Source organism: Mesorhizobium sp. 128a (assembly GCF_053848025.1).
Window position 1 is genome coordinate 1 of sequence record NZ_JBSPKY010000006.1, and the last position, 19927, is coordinate 19927.

Below are 19927 nucleotides of genomic sequence, written 5' to 3' on the forward strand. Positions count from 1 at the left end.
CGCTTCGCCATCCGTGAAGGCGGCCGCACCGTCGGTGCCGGCATCGTCGTCACCATCAAAGAATAATTGGACTTAAACCGATCTGTCGCGGGCGCGGAGTTGCCCGCGCCGCGCCAGAACAAGGAAGTGACGCATGAACGGACAGAATATCCGCATCCGCCTGAAGGCGTTTGATCACCGGGTGCTCGACGCCTCGACGAAAGAAATCGTGTCGACGGCCAAGCGCACCGGAGCAAACGTCCGCGGCCCCATTCCGCTGCCGACGCGGATCGAAAAGTTCACGGTCAACCGGTCGCCTCACGTCGACAAGAAGAGCCGCGAGCAGTTCGAGATGCGCACGCACAAGCGTCTGCTCGACATCGTCGATCCGACCCCGCAGACGGTCGATGCTTTGATGAAGCTCGATCTGGCCGCCGGTGTCGACGTCGAGATCAAGCTCTAAGGGAATGAGAGCGCGGTAAGGGGCGGTGCCCCTGGCCCGGAACTCTAAAGGAATTGAACCGATGCGTTCAGGTGTGATTGCAAAGAAGGTGGGAATGACCCGCATCTATAATGATGCCGGGGAACATGTTCCCGTCACCGTTCTCCAGATGGAGAACTGCCAGGTCGTGGCTCAGCGCACGCAGGAGAAGAACGGCTATACGGCCGTCCAGCTCGGCGTTGGCCTTGCCAAGGTGAAGAACACGTCGAAGGCGATGCGCGGCCATTTTGCGACCGCTTCCGTCGAGCCGAAGGCGAAGGTCGCCGAGTTCCGCGTCTCCGCCGACAACATGATCGATGTCGGCGCCGAGATCACCGTCGAGCATTTCGTCGCCGGCCAGAAGGTCGATGTGACCGGCACGACGATCGGCAAGGGTTTCCAGGGCGTCATCAAGCGCCACCACATGGGTGGTGGCCGCGCGACGCACGGTAACTCGGTCTCGCACCGTACGCATGGTTCGACCGGCCAGCGTCAGGACCCGGGCAAGGTGTTCAAGGGCAAGCATATGGCTGGCCACATGGGCGACACCCGCGTCACCACACAGAATGTCGAGATCGTTTCGACCGACGCCGATCGCGGCCTGATCCTGATCCGCGGTGCGGTTCCCGGATCGAAGGGCGCCTGGATCCTGGTCCGCGATGCGGCCAAGGTGGCACTGCCGGCCAATGCGCCGAAGCCTGCCGCGATCCGCGCCGTTGCGAAGAACGAGGCTCCGGCCGCAGAGGGAGCAGAATAATGGATCTCAAGATCACAACGCTTGGCGGCAAGGACGCCGGCAAGGTGAAACTCTCCGAGGAGATTTTCGGCCTTGATCCGCGCGAGGACATCCTGCAGCGCGTCGTGCGCTGGCAGCTGGCCAAGAGGCAGCAGGGCACGCACAAGGCCAAGGGCCGCGCCGAAATCGCGCGCACCGGCGCCAAGATGTACAAGCAGAAGGGTACGGGCCGCGCCCGTCACCATTCGGCACGCGCTCCGCAGTTCCGCGGCGGCGGCAAGGCCCACGGCCCGGTCGTTCGCAGCCACGAGCACGATCTGCCGAAGAAGGTGCGGGCTCTCGGCTTGCGGCATGCTCTCTCGGCCAAGGCCAAGAGCGCGTCGATCATCATCGTCGACGAGCTGAAGCTGACCGAGGCCAAGACGAAGGCGCTGATCGCGAATTTTGCGACGCTGGGCCTGACCAATGCTTTGGTGATCGGCGGTGCCGAGCTTGACCAGAACTTCAAGCTGGCGGCGACCAACATCCCGAACATCGACGTGCTGCCCATCCAGGGCATCAACGTCTACGACATTCTTCGCCGCGGCACGCTGGTCCTTTCGAAGGCCGCCGTCGAGGCTCTCGAGGAGCGCTTCAAATGACCGACCTTCGTCATTACGACGTGATCGTCTCGCCGGCGATCACCGAAAAGTCGACCATGGCCTCCGAGCAGAACCAGGTCGTCTTCAACGTCGCCAAGAAGGCGTCGAAGCCGGAAATCAAGGCCGCTGTCGAAGCGCTGTTTGGCGTCAAGGTTACGGCCGTGAACACGCTTGTCCGCAAGGGCAAGATCAAGCGCTTCCGCGGCACGATCGGCCGCCAGAGCGACGTCAAGAAGGCGATTGTGACGCTGGCCGACGGCCAGTCGATCGACGTCGCGACGGGTCTCTGAGCAAGGCCGCGAGGACAGGACAATGGCACTTAAAAAATTCAACCCGGTAACGCCGAGCACCCGCCAGCTGGTCATCGTCGACCGCTCGGGCCTCTACAAGGGCAAGCCCGTCAAGGGTCTGACCGAAGGCCTGACCAAGTCGGGCGGCCGCAACAATCACGGCCGCATCACGGCCCGCTTTATCGGCGGCGGTCACAAGCGTTCGTACCGCATCATCGACTTCAAGCGCCGCAAGTTCGACGTCGTCGGCACGGTCGAGCGCATTGAATACGATCCGAACCGCACCGCCTTCATCGCGCTGATCAAGTATGACGATGGCGAGCTGTCCTACATCATCGCTCCGCAGCGTCTTGCCGCCGGCGACAAGATCGTGGCCGGCGAAGCGGTCGACGTGAAGCCGGGCAATGCGATGCCGCTGGCTTCGATGCCGGTCGGCACGATCGTCCACAACATCGAGCTGAAGCCGGGCAAGGGCGCCCAGGTCGCCCGTTCGGCCGGCGGCTACGGCCAGCTGGTCGGTCGCGACCAGGGCATGGCGATCCTGCGCCTCAACTCGGGCGAGCAGCGTGTCGTTCACGGCTCCTGCATGGCCACTGTCGGCGCCGTGTCGAACCCCGACCATGGCAACATCAACGACGGCAAGGCCGGCCGCACGGTCTGGCGTGGCAAGCGCCCGCACAATCGCGGCGTGACAATGAACCCGGTCGACCACCCGCATGGCGGTGGTGAAGGCCGCACCTCCGGTGGCCGTCATCCGGTCAGCCCGTGGGGCAAGCCGACCAAGGGCAAGAAGACGCGGTCCAACAAGGCGACCGACAAGTTCATCCTGCGCTCGCGCCATCAGCGCAAGAGCTAAGAAGAGGTAACGCCAAGTGACTCGTTCTATTTGGAAAGGCCCCTTCATCGACGGCTACCTTCTCAAGAAGGTGGACAAGGTTCGTGAAGGTGGTCGCAATGAGGTGATCAAGATGTGGAGCCGTCGCTCCACCATCCTGCCGCAGTTCGTCGGCTTCACCTTCGGTGTCTACAACGGCCAGAAGCATGTTCCCGTCTCGGTGAACGAGGACATGGTCGGTCACAAGTTCGGTGAATTCGCTCCGACCCGGACCTATTACGGTCACGGCGCGGATAAGAAGGCGAAGAGGAAATAATCATGGGCAAGGCCAAAGCTCCGCGCAGGCTTGCTGACAACGAAGCGCGCGCCGTTCTGCGCACGATCCGTATCAGCCCGCAGAAGCTGAACCTGGTTGCCGCGCTGATCCGCGGCAAGAAGGTCGCGACAGCGCTTTCCGACCTCGAATTCTCGGCCAAGCGGATTTCCGGCACGGTCAAGAAGACGCTGGAATCGGCGATCGCCAACGCGGAAAACAACCACGACCTCGACGTCGATGCGCTGATCGTGGCGGAAGCCTATGTCGGCAAGTCGATCGTCATGAAGCGGTTCCACGCTCGTGGCCGCGGTCGCGCCAGCCGTATCGAAAAGCCGTTCTCGCACCTCACGATCGTCGTTCGTGAAGTCGAAGAAAAAGGGGAGGCCGCATAATGGGCCAGAAAGTCAATCCGATCGGTCTGCGCCTCGGCATCAACCGCACCTGGGATTCGCGCTGGTTCGCGAACACCGGCGAGTACGGCAAGCTGCTGCATGAAGACATCAAGATCCGCAAGTATCTTGAGAAGGAACTCAAGCAGGCTGCGATCTCCAAGGTTGTGATCGAGCGCCCCCACAAGAAGTGCCGCGTCACCATCCATGCGGCGCGCCCGGGTCTGATCATCGGCAAGAAGGGCGCCGACATCGAGAAGCTTCGCAAGAAGCTGATGGAGATGACGAAGTCCGAGACGCACCTCAACATCGTTGAAGTGCGCAAGCCGGAAATCGACGCGACCCTGGTCGCCCAGTCGATCGCCCAGCAGCTCGAGCGCCGTATCGCGTTCCGCCGCGCCATGAAGCGCGCCGTTCAGTCGGCGATGCGCCTCGGTGCCGAAGGCATCCGCATCAACTGCGCCGGCCGTCTCGGCGGCGCCGAGATCGCGCGCATGGAATGGTACCGCGAAGGCCGCGTGCCGCTGCATACGCTGCGCGCCGATGTCGATTACGGCACGGCCGAGGCGAACACGGCTTACGGCATCTGCGGCGTCAAGGTCTGGGTGTTCAAGGGCGAAATCCTCGAGCACGATCCGATGGCTTCGGAGCGTCGCGCGACCGAGGGTGATGCTGCGCATGGCGGTGGTGGTGATCGCGAACGCGGTCGTCGTCGCGAAAACGCCTGATTATTTAGGAATTTGGAGTTAGAACGATGCTGCAGCCAAAGCGCACAAAGTTCCGCAAGCAGTTCAAGGGCCGTATCCATGGTACCGCAAAGGGCGGCACCAACCTGGATTTCGGTGGTTTCGGGCTGAAGGCGCTTGAGCCGAACCGCGTCACCGCGCGTGAGATCGAGGCGGCCCGCCGCGCGATCACTCGTGAGATGAAGCGTGCCGGCCGCGTGTGGATCCGCATTTTCCCTGACGTGCCGGTGACGTCGAAGCCGACTGAAGTGCGCATGGGCAAGGGCAAGGGCGCTGTCGATTACTGGGCGGCGCGCGTCAAGCCGGGCCGCATCATGTTCGAGATCGACGGCGTCAACGAAGAAACCGCCCGTGAGGCGCTGCGTCTCGGCGCGGCCAAGCTCTCGGTCAGGACGCGCTTCGTACAGCGCATCGCAGAATAAGGACGGGCTGATCATGAAAGCCGAAGACATCCGGACCAAGACCCAGGACCAGTTGACCGACGATCTGGCCAGCCTGAAGAAGGAGCAGTTCAACCTGCGCTTCCAGAAGGCCACCGGCCAGCTCGAGAAGACCGCGCGCGTGAGGCAGGTCCGCAAGGACATTGCGCGTATCAAGACCATCGCTGCGGAAAAGTCCGCAGCCAAGAAGGCTTAAGGACGAAAACCATGCCAAAGCGCATTCTGCAGGGCACTGTCGTCAGCGACAAGAACGAGAAGACGGTAGTCGTCAAGGTCGAACGGCGCTTCACGCATCCCGTGATGAAGAAGACCGTGCGCATGACAAAGAAGTACAAGGCGCACGACGAGAACAACGCCCACAAGGTCGGCGACCAGGTGTTCATCCAGGAATCGAAGCCGATCTCCAAGGACAAGCGCTGGATCGTCGTGTCTTCGGACCAGGCATAAACAACGAATTTTGGACAGACCGGGGAGGGGCTTTGAGCCCGTCCCGTTAGAAAAGAAGAAGGCGGCCAGTCATGATTCAGATGCAAACAAACCTCGACGTCGCGGATAATTCCGGCGCGCGTCGTGTCATGTGCATCAAGGTGCTGGGCGGCTCGAAGCGGAAATACGCTTCCGTGGGCGACATCATCGTGGTGTCCATCAAGGAAGCCATTCCGCGCGGCCGCGTTAAGAAGGGCGATGTGATGAAGGCGGTCGTGGTTCGCACGGCCAAGGACATCCGCCGCCCGGACGGCAGCGTGATCCGTTTCGACAAGAACGCGGCCGTTCTCGTCGACAACAAGAAAGAGCCGATCGGCACGCGTATCTTCGGACCGGTTCCGCGCGAACTCCGCGCCAAGAACCACATGAAGATCATCTCGCTCGCGCCTGAAGTGCTGTAAGGAGCCGGACCAATGCAAAAGATTAGAAAAGGCGACAAGGTCGTCGTGCTGGCCGGCAAGGACAAGGGCCATTCGGGCGAAGTCCTCTCGGTTCAGCCGAAGGAAGACACCGCGCTGGTGCGCGGCGTCAACATGATCCGTCGTCACCAGAAGCAGTCCCAGTCCCAAGAGGGCGGGATCATCACCAAGGAAGCGCCGATCCAGCTGTCGAACATCGCGCTGGCCGACCCCAAGGATGGCAAGCCGACCCGCGTCGGTTTCATCTTCCAGAAGGACGGCAAGAAGGTGCGCGTCGCCAAGCGCTCGGGAGAAGTCATCAATGGCTAAGGCTCAAACCACGAAGCCCAAGGCTGAAAGCAAACAGTCCAAGGCCCAGAACACGCCGCGCCTCAAGCAGGTCTACAACGAGACCATCCGCAAGGCGTTGCAGGAGCAGTTCGGCTACGACAACGAGATGCAGGTTCCGCGCATCGACAAGATCGTGCTGAACATGGGCGTCGGCGAAGCGACCGCAGATTCGAAGAAGCCTTCGATCGCGGCCGAAGACCTTGCGATGATCGCCGGCCAGAAGGCCGTCGTCACCCGTGCCCGCAACTCCATCGCCGGCTTCAAGGTCCGCGAGAAGATGCCGATTGGCGCCAAGGTCACGCTGCGCAAGGAACGCATGTACGAGTTCCTCGACCGCCTCGTGAACATCGCACTGCCGCGCGTCCGCGACTTCCGCGGACTCAATCCGAAGAGCTTCGATGGCCGTGGCAACTACGCCATGGGCATCAAGGAACACATCGTGTTCCCGGAGATCAACTACGACAAGGTTGATCAGATCTGGGGCATGGACGTCATCGTTTGTACGACTGCGAAGACGGACGACGAAGCCAGGGCATTGCTCAAGGCCTTCAACTTCCCCTTCCGCCAGTAACGGCAGCGAGAAAAGGAAAAATCTGAAATGGCAAAGACCAGCTCAGTCGAGAAGAACAACAGGCGCCGCAAGCTTGCTGACCAGTACGGTCCCAAGCGCGCTGCCCTGAAGGCGATCATCATGGACCAGTCCAAGCCGATGGAGGAGCGCTTCCGCGCTCAGCTGAAGCTTGCTGCCCTGCCGCGCAACTCGGCCAAGATCCGCATCCGCAACCGCTGTGAAGTGACGGGGCGTCCGCGCGCCTACTATCGCAAGCTCAAAGTATCGCGCATCGCGCTCCGTGATCTCGGCAATAACGGCCAGATCCCGGGCCTGGTCAAGTCGAGCTGGTAAGGAGGACATAACATGTCATTGAGCGATCCTCTCGGCGATATGCTGACCCGCATCCGCAACGCGTATGGCCGCAAGAAGTCGAGCGTTTCGACGCCGGCCTCGCGCCTGCGTGCCCGCGTCCTCGACGTGCTGAAGGCTGAAGGCTATATCCGCGACTACAGCCAGACCGACTTCGACAACGGCAAGTCCGAAATCGAAATCGAGCTGAAGTATTTCGACGGTGCGCCCGTCGTGCGCGAAATCGCCCGCGTCTCGAAGCCGGGCCGTCGCGTTTACGTGTCGGCCAAGTCGATCCCGCACGTCGCCAACGGCCTCGGCATCGCCATCCTTTCGACGCCGAAAGGCGTGATGGCCGACCACGAAGCCCGCGAGCAGAACGTCGGCGGCGAGATCCTCTGCCAGATCTTCTGATCTGGCAGCTGACCCGCAAAGTGGAATCCGGTCTTCGGATCGTTTCCGAAGACAGAGACCTGAAACAAGAGAAGTGACGAGGACAACAAAATGTCTCGTATTGGAAAGAAACCCGTTTCGCTGCCGCAGGGCGTGACCGCGACCGTCAACGGCCAGACCGTGACGGCGAAGGGCCCCAAGGGCGAGCTGAAGTTCGTGGTGAACGACGAAGTGCTGGTCAAGATGGAAGGCAGCGAGATCGCTGTCCAGCCGCGCGACCAGACCAAGACCGCCCGCTCCAAGTGGGGCATGTCGCGCACGCAGATCGTCAACATCCTGCAGGGCGTCAAGGACGGTTTTGAGAAGAAGCTCGAGATCACCGGCGTCGGCTATCGCGCAGCACTTCAGGGCAAGAACCTGCAGCTGGCTCTTGGCTTCAGCCATGACGTCGTTTACGAGACGCCGGCTGGCATCACCATCACTGTGCCGAAGCCGACGGAAATCACCGTGACCGGCATCGACAAGCAGCAGGTCGGCCAGGTTGCCGCGGAGATCCGCGAATACCGTGGTCCCGAGCCCTACAAGGGCAAGGGTGTGCGCTACGCCGGCGAGAAGATCGTCCGCAAGGAAGGCAAGAAGAAGTAAGTTTAACGCCGCGGGGAGCGGTCGCGGGAGGCGCTTTCGCCTACCGCATATGGCGGCCCCCGTTTTTTGAAGGCAAGGAAGACTATTATGGCCGACAAGGAATCCATCCAGCGCCGCGCGCAGCGCGTCCGCCGCCAGATCAAGAAGGTCGCCGGCGAGCGTCCGCGTCTGTCGGTGCACCGCACGTCGAAGAACATCTACGTCCAGGTCATTGACGACGCCAAGGGCCACACCATCGCTGCCGCCTCCACGCTCGAGAAGGACTTCAAGGGTTCGCTCAAGACTGGCGCCGACACGGCCGCAGCCGCCGCGATCGGCAAGCTGATCGCCGAGCGCGCTTCAAAGGCCGGCGTCAAGGAAGTCGTCTTCGATCGCGGACCGTACATCTATCACGGCCGCGTCAAGGCGCTCGCCGAGGCTGCGCGCGAAGGTGGTCTGAGCTTCTAATTGCTTGATCCCGAAAAGTTGCAGACTTTTCGGATAAGATCATGCAAAGGAGAGAAATTCACCGCCGGTGACCCGAATGAGGCTCCGGCAAACAGCAACCCGTGCTTCCGGAAAAGAACAAGGAACAGGATATGGCACAGGAACGTAGGGATGGCGGCCGCGGCCGCGATCGTGAAGAGCGCGATGACGGCATGGTGGACAAGCTCGTCCACATCAACCGCGTCGCCAAGGTCGTCAAGGGCGGCCGTCGCTTCGGTTTTGCTGCGCTCGTCGTCGTCGGCGACCAGAAGGGCCGCGTCGGCTTTGGTCACGGCAAGGCGCGCGAAGTGCCGGAAGCGATCCGCAAGGCTACCGAATCGGCAAAGCGCGACATGATCTTCGTGCCGCTGCGCTCGGGCCGCACGCTGCACCACGACGTCGAGGGACGCTGGGGCGCCGGACGCGTGCTGCTGCGCGCTGCCAAGCAGGGTACCGGCATCATCGCCGGCGGCCCGATGCGCGCTGTCTTCGAGACGCTCGGCATGCATGACGTGGTCGCCAAGTCGATGGGTTCGTCGAACCCCTACAACATGGTTCGCGCCACGTTCGACGCGCTGAAGAGCCAGATGCATCCCAAGGATGTGGCTGCCGCGCGCGGCATCAAGTATTCGACCCTTCAGGCCCGCCGCGGCACCGCCGTTGCGGCTGAAGAATAGTCGATCTGACCAGGGATTTTGACCATGGCCAAGAAAGCAACCAAGACCATCACCGTTGAGCAGATCGGTTCGCCGATCCGCCGCCCGAAGGAACAGCGCGCGACGCTGGTCGGCCTCGGCCTCAACAAGATGCACAAGCAGCGCACGCTGGAGGACACTCCCTCGGTGCGCGGCATGATCGCCGCCGTCCAGCATCTCGTCCGCGTCGTGGACGAGGGCTGAGCAAAAGCGCAGGAGAACCCAGATGAAACTCACCGATCTGCGTGACAATGAAGGCGCGACGCACTCCAAGAAGCGTCTCGGCCGTGGCATCGGCTCCGGCTCGGGCAAGACCGGCGGTCGCGGCGTCAAGGGCCAGAAGGCGCGTTCCGGCGTCGCCATCAACGGCTTCGAGGGTGGCCAGATGCCGCTCTACCGGCGCCTGCCGAAGCGTGGCTTCAACAACATCTTCGCCAAGAGCTTTGTCGTCGTGTCGCTGGCCCGTATCCAGACGGCGCTCGATGCCAAGAAGCTCGACGCCAAGGCGACCGTGACGGCCGAGGCACTCGTCGCCGCCGGCGTCATCCGACGCGTCAAGGACGGCGTTCGTATCCTGTCGGACGGCGAGCTCAAGGCAAAGCTGGCATTCGACGTCGCCGGCGCTTCGAAGGCTGCGATCGAGAAGATCGAAAAGGCCGGCGGTTCGGTCAAGCTGCCGGAGCAGGCTGCTGCCGAGTAACGGCAAATTTGAAGCGCGCTTGGCAGGAACGGCCTCCGTTTTTGCTCACGATTGCGCTTTGATCCGATCAATTAAGCGGCCGCGTCAACGCGGCCGCTTGCATGTTGAGAGCCCGGAGCTTATCTCGTGAGCTTCGGTGAAACGCGCCGCCTGAGCTGCGGGCATCGAGCGTGATCAAGCGGAGAATCAGGCATGGCTTCGGCTGCTGAACAACTAGCCTCGAATCTGAATTTTGCGGCCTTCGCCAAGGCGGAGGACCTGAAGAAGCGAATCTGGTTCACCATCGGCGCGCTGCTCGTCTATCGTCTCGGTACCTATATCCCGCTGCCCGGTATCAACCCGGATGCCTTCGCGCAGGCCTTCTCTTCGCAGGCCAAGGGCGTGCTCGGCATGTTCAACATGTTTGCCGGCGGTGCCGTGCAGCGCATGGCGATCTTCGCGCTCGGGATCATGCCTTACATCTCGGCCTCCATCATCATGCAGCTTATGACCTCGGTCATCCCGTCGCTGGAAGCGCTGAAGAAGGAAGGCGAGCAGGGCCGCAAGGTCATCAACCAGTACACGCGGTACGGCACGGTTCTGCTGGCGCTGGTGCAGGCCTACGGCATTTCGGTCGGTCTGGAAGGCGGTAACGGCATCGTCAACGATCCCGGCATGTTCTTCCGCATCTCGACCGTCGTCACGCTGGTCGGCGGCACCATGTTCCTGATGTGGCTGGGCGAGCAGATCACCGCGCGCGGCATCGGTAACGGCATTTCGCTGATCATCTTCTCCGGCATTGTCGCTGGCCTGCCACGTGCCATTTCCGGCACGCTGGAACTCGGCCGGACCGGCGCCTTGTCGACCGGGCTGATCCTGGCGCTCATCGTGCTGGCCATCGTCGTCATCGCACTCATCGTCTTCTTCGAGCGCGCGCAGCGCCGCCTGCTGATCCAGTATCCGAAGCGCCAGGTCGGCAACCGCATGTTCCAGGGCGACACCTCGCACCTGCCGCTGAAGCTCAACACGTCGGGCGTCATTCCGCCGATCTTCGCGTCGTCGCTGCTGTTGCTGCCGGCAACGGTTGCCGGCTTCTCGCAGTCGACGAACCTGCCGGCGTGGGCAAGCACGGTGCTCGCCTCGCTCGGCCACGGCCAACCGCTCTACATGCTGTTTTATGCGGGCATGATCGTGTTCTTCGCCTTCTTCTATACGGCGATCGTCTTCAATCCCAAGGACACAGCCGACCAGCTCAAGAAGCATTCCGGCTTCATTCCCGGCTACCGTCCGGGTGAGCGCACCGCCGATTACATCGACTATGTCCTGACGCGCATCACCGTCGTCGGCGCCATCTATCTGGTGCTGGTGTGCCTGCTGCCCGAATTCCTGATTTCGGCGACTGGCGTACCATTCTATCTCGGTGGCACATCGCTTCTGATCGTGGTCAGTGTAACCCTCGATACGGTGGCGCAGATTCAGGGTCACCTGATCGCGCACCAGTATGAGGGCCTGATCAAGAAGTCGAAGTTGCGCGGGGGGAAGAAGGCCAGATGAGATTGATATTGCTTGGGCCGCCAGGAGCGGGCAAGGGGACGCAAGCACAAAGACTGGTAGACAGACACGGCATACCTCAGCTGTCGACGGGCGACATGCTGCGGGCCGCCGTGCAGGCCGGCACCGAAGTCGGCAAGCGCGCCAAGGCGGTGATGGATGCCGGCGAGCTGGTTTCCGACGCCATCGTCAACGCCATCGTGGCCGAGCGCATCGATCAGCCAGATTGCGCCAACGGCTTCATCCTCGACGGCTATCCGCGCACGTTGGTGCAAGCCGATGCGGTTGAATCGATGCTTGCCGAGCGCGGCATTGGCCTCGACGCCGTGATCGAGTTCGTTGTCGACGACAAGGCGCTGGTCGGCCGTATCGTCAAGCGGGCCGAAGATGCCAAGGCCGCCGGCCAGCCGGTGCGCAAGGACGACAACCCGGTGGTGTTCGAAGAGCGCCTGCGGGAATATTACAAGAAGACCGCGCCGCTGATCGGCTATTACTACGCCAAACGCAGGCTGAAGAGCGTCGACGGCATGGCCGGCATCGACACTGTGACAGCAGAGATCGAAGCGCTGCTCACGGCAGTGACGCGGGAGACCGTTACGGCAAAGTAAAGATTGCGCTTGACTGGAACGGTTCGCTGGGTTATGGCGGCCCGTCTTCCTATCAGGCATGAGGCTTGCTTGTCCGCAAGGGCAAGGCAGCCGCATTGAAACTAGGAAACTCCCGCATGGGCCGGCCTCCACCGGACGCGGGGTAATTTGAACAGCGCCGGGCCTACCTTTTGAAGGTTGGCCGGCCCACATGGAGAAGAAAAGAATATGGCTCGTATAGCCGGCGTCAACATTCCGACCAACAAGCGCGTCGTCATTGCGCTTCAGTACATTCACGGCATTGGCAAGAAGTTCGCTCAGGAGATCGTCGACAAGGTCGGCATCCCGGCCGAGCGCCGCGTCAACCAGCTGACCGACGCGGAAGTGCTGCAGATCCGAGAGACCATCGACCGCGACTACCAGGTCGAAGGCGACCTGCGCCGCGAAGTGTCGATGAACATCAAGCGTCTGATGGACCTCGGCTGCTACCGCGGCCTGCGTCACCGCCGCTCGCTGCCGGTTCGCGGCCAGCGCACGCACACCAATGCACGCACCCGCAAGGGCCCGGCCAAGTCGATCGCCGGCAAGAAGAAGTAAGGGAGCGAATAGCGAGTAGCCGTTAGCGAGTAGGGTCCCTATTCGCTACTCCCTACTCACTACTCCCTCTCGAAGGTGGAGCCGCTGGCATTACGGCGGTGTAGAGATCAACTGAAAGGACTATCATGGCCAAGGAAGCCGCTCGTGTTCGCCGTCGCGAACGCAAGAACATCTCGTCGGGCGTTGCCCACGTCAATTCGACCTTCAACAACACGATGATCACCATCACCGACGCGCAGGGCAATTCCATTGCCTGGTCGTCGGCCGGTGCCCAGGGCTTCAAGGGATCGCGCAAGTCGACCCCGTTTGCCGCCCAGATGGCTGCCGAAGACGTCGCCAAGAAGGCCCAGGAACACGGCATGCGCATGCTCGAAGTCGAGGTCTGCGGGCCCGGCTCCGGTCGTGAATCGGCGCTTCGCGCCCTGCAGGCGGCCGGCTTCACCATCACCTCGATCCGTGATGTGACGCCGATCCCGCACAATGGCTGCCGCCCGCGCAAGAAGCGCCGCGTCTAAAGATTTATTGAACGCCACGCGAGCGCTTAAGCGCGCTCCTCCGGGGCATTCCAGGTCGCCCGCCACGATTGGATGGTGGCGGGTCAACGGAAGGAAAGCATCATGATCCAGAAAAATTGGCAGGAACTGATCAAGCCGAACAAGATCGAGTTCTCGTCGAAGAAGAAGACGCTGACCACGCTGGTCGCCGAGCCGCTGGAGCGCGGTTTTGGCCTGACGCTCGGCAACGCGCTGCGCCGCGTGCTTTTGTCTTCGCTGCGCGGTGCGGCTGTGACCGCCGTGCAGATCGACGGCGTTCTGCATGAATTCTCGTCCATCGCCGGTGTGCGTGAAGACGTGACCGACATCGTGCTCAACATCAAGGAAATCGCCATCCGCATGGAAGGCGATGGTCCCAAGCGCATGGTCGTTCGCAAGCAGGGCCCGGGCGCGGTTCTGGCCGGCGACATCCAGACGGTTGGCGACGTCGAGATCCTCAACCCCGACCACGTCATCTGCACGCTGGACGAAGGCGCTGAAATCCGCATGGAATTCACCGTCGACACCGGCAAGGGCTACGTGCCGGCAGAGCGCAACCGCGCCGAAGACGCGCCGATCGGACTTATCCCGGTCGACAGCCTGTATTCGCCGGTCAAGAAGGTCTCCTACAAGGTCGAAAATACCCGCGAGGGCCAGGTTCTCGACTATGACAAGCTGACCATGACCATCGAGACCGACGGGTCGATCTCGGGCGAGGACGCGGTGGCATTCGCTGCCCGCATCCTGCAGGACCAGCTTGGCCTGTTCGTCAACTTCGACGAGCCGCAGAAGGAAGTCGCCGCCGAAGCCGTCACCGAGCTCGCTTTCAACCCGGCGCTGCTCAAGAAGGTCGACGAGCTCGAGCTTTCGGTGCGTTCGGCCAACTGCCTGAAGAACGACAACATCGTCTACATCGGCGATCTCATCCAAAAGACCGAAGCCGAGATGCTGCGCACCCCGAACTTCGGCCGCAAGTCGCTGAACGAGATCAAGGAAGTCTTGGCGGCGATGGGCCTGCACCTCGGCATGGAAGTGCCGGACTGGCCGCCGGAAAACATCGAAGACCTCGCCAAGCGTTACGAAGACCAATATTGAGCATGAATTCCAAGGATCGGCGGCGAGAGCCGCTCGATCCGACGGTCATGCGGAAAACCATCAGAGGCCGTGGCCTCTTGAACAACTGAAGAAGGAAAAGAGCCATGCGCCACGGTTTTAAGGGCCGCCGCTTCGCCCGCAGCATCAGCCATCGCAAGTCGATGTTCGCCAATCTCGCCGTCTCGCTGATCGAGCACGAGCAGATCGTCACCACCCTGCCGAAGGCGAAGGATCTGCGTCCGATCGTCGAGAAGCTGGTGACGCTCGGCAAGCGCGGCGATCTGCACGCCCGCCGCCAGGTCATCGCCCAGATCGGCAATGAAGGCGTCGTCAAGCGCCTGTTCGACACCATCGCGCCGCGCTATGCCAGCCGCAATGGCGGCTACCTGCGCATCATGAAGGCGGGCTTCCGCCACGGTGACAATGCCGCCATGGCTGTCATCGAGTTCGTCGACCGCGACCCCGACGCCAAGGGCGCCGGCGACCGTGCTCGCCTCGAAGCCGAAGGCGCCAATGAGGAAACCGCGGCCGCATAAGGCTCGGGTTTTCCAGGAATGACTTCAAGGGGCCCTCGGGCCCCTTTTTCGTTTGCCGGTGCTTGTCGCCTGTCGGCCAAGGTCAGGTAGTCGCTTCCGCTTAACAGCGTCCAATTGAACGCCCCCGGTATCTCTTCAGTCTTCGGGTAAGGATACGAATAGATACTCTCGAGGGCGGCTCGGGAGTCGATCTCGACCACCAATCGCGACGTGAGAGATCGGCTCAAATACGTTTCAGCGTCTTGGCCACCCTTCAAGGTGGCATCGACGCGAAAGTGCATCTGAATCGATCCCGCACAGATGTTCAGCAAGATATCAGAGCCGGAATCCGCGTAAAATATTTTGACCTGATCTGGGGCCCATAGGCCGGCACCCAGGAATTGCGATGGTTTTGTCTGTCCGCTGAGCCCATCCAGCGAAAGCGCAAGGCGATCGGTGAGAACCTCCATGTCGCCTTTCAGGTAACCGGCGTCTTCGATCTGAAACCAGTTCATCTGGCCAGGCGCCTCCACATCAAAGGAAATTTCGAGCTTTCCGAATGTCCAGTAATCCGGATCGGCCTGCTCAGGCGCGCCGAGCACTTCGACAACCTCGCTCATTGTCATGTCAGGGGAGATCGCGCCCAGTTTGCCGGTCTTCAAAAAGTCACGGAATGACACCAGTTGTCTTTTCATGAGGGCCCGACGAGGTTTTCGCTTTCAAATTCAGCTCTAGCTGTTTTTGCTGCTTAAAATAATCGGATTCAGCAGCTTAGCCTTTCATTTTGCACAATCGTCGGGACAATGCGCCCGAACTCGCCTTGGAGGATTCGCGAATGCGCGCCAAAAGACTGTCCCTTGTTCTGCTCTGCGCATTCACGGTGTTCGCAGCCGCACCGGCAGTCCGGCAGGCATTGGCCGAGGACGCCGCCAAGCCGGCGGACCCGGGCCTGTCCGATGTGCTGACCGACCTCCTGCATGGCGTCGAGGGCGAGAACGGCACCGCCGGTCCCGACAAGCGCGTGCCGTTCGGCCGCGAGGAGGTGCAGCTGTCGTTTGCGCCGCTGGTCAAGCAGACGGCGCCCGCCGTGGTCAATGTCTACGCCTCGCAGACGGCGAAGGTGACGTCGCCCTTCGACGGCGATCCTTTCTTCGAGGAATTTTTCGGCCGCGCGCAGCCGCGCGCGCAATCCTCGCTCGGCTCGGGCGTGCTGGTTGACCCGAGCGGCGTGGTCGTCACCAATTTCCACGTCATCAAGGATGCCGACGAGGTCAAGGTGGCGACCGCGGACGGGCGCGAATTCACCTCGAAGGTCATGCTCAAGGACGAGACGCTTGACCTTGCCGTGCTCAAGATCACGTCCGACAAGCCGTTTCCGGTGATCGCCATCGGCGATTCCGACGCGCTCGAGGTCGGCGACTTGGTGCTGGCCATCGGCAACCCGTTCGGCGTCGGTCAGACCACCACCAGCGGCATTGTTTCGGCGCTTGCCCGCAGCCATATCGGCGTTTCGGATTCGGGCTACTTTATCCAGACGGACGCTGCCATCAATCCCGGCAATTCCGGCGGCGCGCTGATCAACATGGGTGGCCAGCTGGTCGGCATCAACACCGCCATCTACAGCCGCAGCGGCGGCTCGATCGGCATCGGCTTCGCCATCCCCGCCAACATGGTGCGGGCCTTTGCCGATGCGGCCAAGGCCGGGCTCGATTTCTTCGAGCGGCCGTATATCGGCGCCGAGTTCGAGGCGGTGACGCCGCAGATCGCCGAATCGCTTGGCATGGAGAAGCCGACCGGCGCGCTGGTGTCGTCGGTAGAGGAGGCCGGACCGGCGGCGAAGGCAGGGTTGAAGCCCGGCGATGTCGTGCTGCAGCTTAACGGCACGACCGTCGAAGGCATCGAGGCGCTCGACTACCGCATGGCGACGCTGTCGATCGGCACCAAGGCGACCTTCGCCATCCTGAGCAAAGGCCAGCAGGCGACGATGGAGATTGCGCTGGAGCGCGCGCCGGAGGGCGCCAAAGCCTCGGAAGTGACGCTGCATGGCCGCAGCCCGTTCTCCGGCGCCAAGGTGGCGGAACTGTCGCCCAGGCTCGCCCAGCGGCTTGGCCTGCGCACCGACCTCAAGGGCGTCACGGTGGTAGACATCAACCGCGATTCGCCAGCCGCCGATTTCGGCTTCCAACCGGGCGACATTGTGCGGGAGGTAAACGGCACGGCGGTCGATACCGCGGCTACACTGGCGCAGCTTGCCCAGCAGGATACGCGCTGGTGGCGCTTTACCGTCGAGCGTGGCGGGCAGATACTGCGCCAGGTGTTGCGCTATTAAGCCGACTGCCCCATCTGCGGGCGATCAGCTCCAACCAGAAGACCTACATGGCCGATCTGTTCAGCGTCGATGAACCGGAAAGAGCGCCCCCCGAGGATCTCTCCAAAGGTCTTCGGCCGCTCGCCGATCGGCTGCGTCCGAAAAACCTTGGCGAAGTCGTCGGCCAGGAGCATCTGACCGGGACCGACGGCGCGCTGACGCGACTGATCAATTCCGGTTCGCTCGGCTCGATGATTTTTTGGGGGCCGCCGGGTACCGGAAAAACCACCGTGGCGCGGCTGTTGGCCGGCGAAACCAGTCTTGCCTTCGAGCAGATATCGGCCGTGTTTTCCGGCGTCGCCGACCTGAAGAAAGTGTTCGAGGCAGCAAAACTGCGCCGCGCCAATGGCCGCCAGACGCTGCTCTTCGTCGACGAAATCCACCGCTTCAACCGTGCCCAGCAGGATTCTTTCCTGCCGGTCATGGAGGACGGGACAGTCGTGCTGGTTGGCGCCACAACCGAGAACCCGTCCTTCGAACTCAACGCCGCTTTGTTGTCCCGCGCGCGGGTCATGGTTTTTCATTCGCTTGGCGAGGACAGCATCGCCAAGCTGATGACGCGGGCCGAGGAGACGGAGGGCAGGGCGCTGCCGCTCGACGACGAGGCGCGGGCGATGCTCATCCGCATGAGCGATGGCGACGGCCGTGCCTCGCTGACGCTCGCAGAGGAAGTCTGGCGTGCCGCCAAACCTGGCGAGGTTTTCGATCCCGAAGGGCTGCAGCGCATCGTCCAGCGCCGCGCGCCGATCTACGACAAGGGCCAGGACGGTCACTACAATCTGATCTCGGCGCTGCACAAATCGGTGCGCGGATCCGATCCCGACGCGGCTCTCTACTATCTCGCCCGCATGTTCGACGCCGGCGAGGATCCGCTCTATCTCGGCCGCCGGCTGGTGCGCATGGCGATGGAGGATATCGGGCTGGCCGACCCTCAGGCGCTGGTCGTGGCCAACGCCGCCAAGGACGCCTACGACTATCTGGGCTCGCCCGAAGGCGAACTCGCCTTCGCCGAGGCGACCGTCTATCTCGCCACAGCGCCCAAATCCAACGCCGTCTATACTGCGTTCAAGACCGCCACGCGGGCGGCGAAGGAGTTCGGTTCGCTGCTGCCGCCCAAGCACATCCTCAACGCGCCGACCAAGTTGATGAAAGAGGAGGACTACGGCGCCGGCTATCGCTACGATCATGACCAGCCCGACGCCTTTTCCGGCCAGGACTATTTCCCGGAAAAGATGGGTCGGCAGACATTTTACGATCCGCCTGAACGCGGCTTCGAGCGCGATATCCGGAAACGGCTGGACTATTGGGCAAAGCTGCGCAGCGAGCGGGAAAAATAGGCTGGCGCGCTGCTGCGGTTTTGACGGCCCAGGACGAAACCCTGCCATGGGGCATTCCCCCTTCAATTCTTCTCCAAGTCGCTGGTTGGCATGCTGGCGGAGGGGTCCATTCTGGCGCGATGTCACGGCATTGTGCACGGGAACAAAAAATCCTATCAAGGCGCACGGCTGGCGGGGGTCGCCGTGATTTGGCTCATGCGAACAGGATCGCGCTCCCGCGCGAACGACAATGACAAAACAAACCCGTAAGACCCTTCGCCAGGCTGTGATTGCGCTGCCGCTTCTCGCGCTAGGTTTCTACTTCATCCCGATCCTGACCACGATCTGGATCGTCTGCGGCTTGATCGACGTGCTGCGCAACGCCAACAAGAGCTGGTCGCTGTTGCGCGGCTATTTCCTCGGCAACGGCATCTTCACCTGGCTGCTGTCGCCCTTCAATCTGCTGGTCGACCTCGTCTGCTACCGCAACCCGGGCGTGTGGAAGCTTGACCAGTTTCCGCCGGACTATCAGCGCGAGGTCAACGAGGTTTTGGACGTCTTCAAGTCGCGCAAGGACGAGATCATTGCCGATATCGACGCCAATCTCGGCACGGCCAGGCGCGGCATGTATGTCTATCAGTGGTATGGCAAGCACAAGATCGACAACGTTGCCGAGTTCAACAAGGATTTCAAATACATCAAGACCATTGCCGTGTCGGTCTTCAGGGGCAAGGAATCGACCTCCTGGCATTTCGGTCCGCTGCGTCTCAGCCTGCGCATCCTCTACAATCTGCTCCCGGTGAAGGCCGAGGTTTTCGTCGAATGCAACGGCGCCAGGAACTACTGGCACGACAACCCGCTCTATATATTCGACGACACGCTGCTGCACCGCTCGGTCAACGAGTATGACGGGCACCGTTACTGCGTGTTCATGGACATCGTCCGTCCGTCGCCGTTCCCGGGCCTCATCGCCGGCCTCCTCGCCATCGTTTCGGTCACCGTCGAGCGCATCAATTCCATGTTCTACAAGAACTGGAAGATGCTGGGCTCGAGCAAGGCAAAGAAGGTCGAGACGACCTGAGAGCGTCATAAAGGCCGTCATGTTCAATCTGCTTCTCGTTGTGGTCGGCGGCGGCATCGGTGCCGGCATTCGCCATTTGACCAATATCGGCGCGATGCGTCTCGTTGGCCCGAACTATCCCTGGGGCACGATGGTTATCAACGTCGTCGGCTCCTTTGCCATGGGCCTGTTCATTGCCACGCTGATGCGGCGTGGCGGCTCCAACGAGCTTCGGCTGTTCGTCGCCACCGGCATCTTCGGCGGCTTCACCACGTTCTCCGCTTTTTCACTCGATTTCGCGACGCTTTGGGAGCGCGGCGCGACGCTGCCGGCGCTGGGATATGCGCTTGCCAGCGTCGTTGGCGCCATCATCGCCCTGTTTCTGGGACTTTGGCTCGCAAGAACCGTATAGGCTTGGCTCCGGCACTTTTTTGAATCT

The 19927-nt window shown here is 61.9% G+C and carries 31 protein-coding genes; all 31 read left to right on the plus strand.

Features of this window, described 5'->3' with window-relative positions; translation table 11 throughout:
- Nucleotides 1-133 precede the first annotated feature (133 nt).
- The 31 genes from rpsJ (at nt 134) to crcB (ending at nt 19900) form a co-directional block, all read left to right on the plus strand.
- Nucleotides 134-442 (plus strand): 30S ribosomal protein S10, encoded by a 309-nt coding sequence (rpsJ, locus tag ACWTU9_RS12265; RefSeq protein WP_010909272.1) that lies wholly within the window; start codon nt 134-136, stop codon nt 440-442.
- A gap of 61 nt (nt 443-503) precedes the next feature.
- A complete protein-coding gene (gene rplC / locus ACWTU9_RS12270) occupies nt 504-1217 on the plus strand; it encodes a 50S ribosomal protein L3 (protein WP_112395064.1) in 714 nt (237 codons plus the stop codon).
- A complete protein-coding gene (gene rplD / locus ACWTU9_RS12275; RefSeq protein WP_455858510.1) occupies nt 1217-1837 on the plus strand; it encodes a 50S ribosomal protein L4 in 621 nt (206 codons plus the stop codon). The genes rplC and rplD overlap by 1 nt, the downstream gene beginning before the upstream one ends.
- Complete coding sequence (locus tag ACWTU9_RS12280) at nt 1834-2127, plus strand: 50S ribosomal protein L23 (protein ID WP_115143199.1); 294 nt, start codon at nt 1834-1836, stop codon at nt 2125-2127. Before rplD ends, ACWTU9_RS12280 begins: the two co-directional genes overlap by 4 nt.
- 22 nt (nt 2128-2149) lie before the next feature.
- Nucleotides 2150-2983, plus strand: a complete 834-nt coding sequence (gene rplB, locus ACWTU9_RS12285) for a 50S ribosomal protein L2 (protein WP_112618131.1) — start codon at nt 2150-2152, stop codon at nt 2981-2983.
- Nucleotides 2984-2999: 16 nt separating this feature from the next.
- Nucleotides 3000-3278, plus strand: a complete 279-nt coding sequence (gene rpsS, locus ACWTU9_RS12290; RefSeq protein WP_006205463.1) for a 30S ribosomal protein S19 — start codon at nt 3000-3002, stop codon at nt 3276-3278.
- Nucleotides 3279-3280: 2 nt separating this feature from the next.
- The gene (gene rplV / locus ACWTU9_RS12295; protein WP_006205462.1) at nt 3281-3670 is read left to right on the plus strand and encodes a 50S ribosomal protein L22; all 390 of its coding nucleotides are present in this window, start codon (nt 3281-3283) and stop codon (nt 3668-3670) included.
- Nucleotides 3670-4395, plus strand: a complete 726-nt coding sequence (rpsC, locus tag ACWTU9_RS12300) for a 30S ribosomal protein S3 (RefSeq protein ID WP_013895697.1) — start codon at nt 3670-3672, stop codon at nt 4393-4395. Before rplV ends, rpsC begins: the two co-directional genes overlap by 1 nt.
- 26 nt (nt 4396-4421) lie before the next feature.
- Complete coding sequence (gene rplP, locus ACWTU9_RS12305; RefSeq protein WP_006205460.1) at nt 4422-4835, plus strand: 50S ribosomal protein L16; 414 nt, start codon at nt 4422-4424, stop codon at nt 4833-4835.
- A 13-nt stretch (nt 4836-4848) separates the two neighbouring features.
- Nucleotides 4849-5049, plus strand: a complete 201-nt coding sequence (rpmC, locus tag ACWTU9_RS12310) for a 50S ribosomal protein L29 (protein ID WP_006205459.1) — start codon at nt 4849-4851, stop codon at nt 5047-5049.
- 11 nt (nt 5050-5060) lie between these two features.
- On the plus strand, nt 5061-5300 hold the full coding sequence (gene rpsQ, locus ACWTU9_RS12315) for a 30S ribosomal protein S17 (protein WP_010909280.1): 240 nt from the start codon (nt 5061-5063) through the stop codon (nt 5298-5300).
- A 71-nt stretch (nt 5301-5371) separates the two neighbouring features.
- Nucleotides 5372-5740, plus strand: coding sequence for a 50S ribosomal protein L14 (rplN, locus tag ACWTU9_RS12320; protein ID WP_006205457.1), 369 nt, complete (start codon nt 5372-5374; stop codon nt 5738-5740).
- Nucleotides 5741-5752: 12 nt separating this feature from the next.
- Nucleotides 5753-6067 carry a 50S ribosomal protein L24 gene (gene rplX / locus ACWTU9_RS12325; RefSeq protein ID WP_455858511.1) on the plus strand — a complete coding sequence of 105 codons (315 nt, stop codon included), beginning with the start codon at nt 5753-5755 and terminating at the stop codon, nt 6065-6067.
- Nucleotides 6060-6659, plus strand: coding sequence for a 50S ribosomal protein L5 (gene rplE / locus ACWTU9_RS12330; protein ID WP_013531429.1), 600 nt, complete (start codon nt 6060-6062; stop codon nt 6657-6659). The genes rplX and rplE overlap by 8 nt, the downstream gene beginning before the upstream one ends.
- Before the next feature lie 27 nt (nt 6660-6686).
- Nucleotides 6687-6992 carry a 30S ribosomal protein S14 gene (gene rpsN / locus ACWTU9_RS12335; RefSeq protein ID WP_010909282.1) on the plus strand — a complete coding sequence of 102 codons (306 nt, stop codon included), beginning with the start codon at nt 6687-6689 and terminating at the stop codon, nt 6990-6992.
- A 12-nt stretch (nt 6993-7004) separates the two neighbouring features.
- On the plus strand, nt 7005-7403 hold the full coding sequence (rpsH, locus tag ACWTU9_RS12340) for a 30S ribosomal protein S8 (RefSeq protein ID WP_126042427.1): 399 nt from the start codon (nt 7005-7007) through the stop codon (nt 7401-7403).
- 90 nt (nt 7404-7493) lie between these two features.
- On the plus strand, nt 7494-8027 hold the full coding sequence (gene rplF, locus ACWTU9_RS12345) for a 50S ribosomal protein L6 (protein WP_023682603.1): 534 nt from the start codon (nt 7494-7496) through the stop codon (nt 8025-8027).
- A gap of 87 nt (nt 8028-8114) precedes the next feature.
- Nucleotides 8115-8474: a 50S ribosomal protein L18 gene (gene rplR, locus ACWTU9_RS12350; RefSeq protein WP_454575220.1), complete on the plus strand. Its 360-nt coding sequence runs from the start codon at nt 8115-8117 to the stop codon at nt 8472-8474.
- Between the two features lie 131 nt (nt 8475-8605).
- Complete coding sequence (gene rpsE, locus ACWTU9_RS12355; protein ID WP_006333394.1) at nt 8606-9169, plus strand: 30S ribosomal protein S5; 564 nt, start codon at nt 8606-8608, stop codon at nt 9167-9169.
- A gap of 24 nt (nt 9170-9193) precedes the next feature.
- On the plus strand, nt 9194-9391 hold the full coding sequence (gene rpmD / locus ACWTU9_RS12360; RefSeq protein ID WP_006205449.1) for a 50S ribosomal protein L30: 198 nt from the start codon (nt 9194-9196) through the stop codon (nt 9389-9391).
- 22 nt (nt 9392-9413) lie between these two features.
- Nucleotides 9414-9887, plus strand: a complete 474-nt coding sequence (gene rplO, locus ACWTU9_RS12365; RefSeq protein WP_455858512.1) for a 50S ribosomal protein L15 — start codon at nt 9414-9416, stop codon at nt 9885-9887.
- Nucleotides 9888-10079: 192 nt separating this feature from the next.
- Nucleotides 10080-11420, plus strand: coding sequence for a preprotein translocase subunit SecY (secY, locus tag ACWTU9_RS12370; protein WP_455858513.1), 1341 nt, complete (start codon nt 10080-10082; stop codon nt 11418-11420).
- A complete protein-coding gene (locus ACWTU9_RS12375; protein ID WP_454575217.1) occupies nt 11417-12025 on the plus strand; it encodes an adenylate kinase in 609 nt (202 codons plus the stop codon). The genes secY and ACWTU9_RS12375 overlap by 4 nt, the downstream gene beginning before the upstream one ends.
- Nucleotides 12026-12232: 207 nt before the next feature.
- On the plus strand, nt 12233-12601 hold the full coding sequence (rpsM, locus tag ACWTU9_RS12380; protein WP_006205445.1) for a 30S ribosomal protein S13: 369 nt from the start codon (nt 12233-12235) through the stop codon (nt 12599-12601).
- Nucleotides 12602-12726: 125 nt separating this feature from the next.
- Nucleotides 12727-13116, plus strand: coding sequence for a 30S ribosomal protein S11 (gene rpsK, locus ACWTU9_RS12385; protein WP_006205444.1), 390 nt, complete (start codon nt 12727-12729; stop codon nt 13114-13116).
- A 102-nt stretch (nt 13117-13218) separates the two neighbouring features.
- A complete protein-coding gene (locus tag ACWTU9_RS12390; RefSeq protein ID WP_006205443.1) occupies nt 13219-14229 on the plus strand; it encodes a DNA-directed RNA polymerase subunit alpha in 1011 nt (336 codons plus the stop codon).
- 104 nt (nt 14230-14333) lie between these two features.
- The gene (gene rplQ, locus ACWTU9_RS12395) at nt 14334-14765 is read left to right on the plus strand and encodes a 50S ribosomal protein L17 (RefSeq protein WP_454575216.1); all 432 of its coding nucleotides are present in this window, start codon (nt 14334-14336) and stop codon (nt 14763-14765) included.
- An 814-nt stretch (nt 14766-15579) separates the two neighbouring features.
- Nucleotides 15580-17073 (plus strand): DegQ family serine endoprotease, encoded by a 1494-nt coding sequence (locus ACWTU9_RS12400; protein WP_455858514.1) that lies wholly within the window; start codon nt 15580-15582, stop codon nt 17071-17073.
- 47 nt (nt 17074-17120) lie between these two features.
- A complete protein-coding gene (locus ACWTU9_RS12405; protein ID WP_455858515.1) occupies nt 17121-18449 on the plus strand; it encodes a replication-associated recombination protein A in 1329 nt (442 codons plus the stop codon).
- 229 nt (nt 18450-18678) lie between these two features.
- Nucleotides 18679-19509: an aspartyl/asparaginyl beta-hydroxylase domain-containing protein gene (locus ACWTU9_RS12410; RefSeq protein WP_455858516.1), complete on the plus strand. Its 831-nt coding sequence runs from the start codon at nt 18679-18681 to the stop codon at nt 19507-19509.
- A 19-nt stretch (nt 19510-19528) separates the two neighbouring features.
- The gene (gene crcB, locus ACWTU9_RS12415) at nt 19529-19900 is read left to right on the plus strand and encodes a fluoride efflux transporter CrcB (protein ID WP_454575212.1); all 372 of its coding nucleotides are present in this window, start codon (nt 19529-19531) and stop codon (nt 19898-19900) included.
- Nucleotides 19901-19927: the final 27 nt, after the last annotated feature.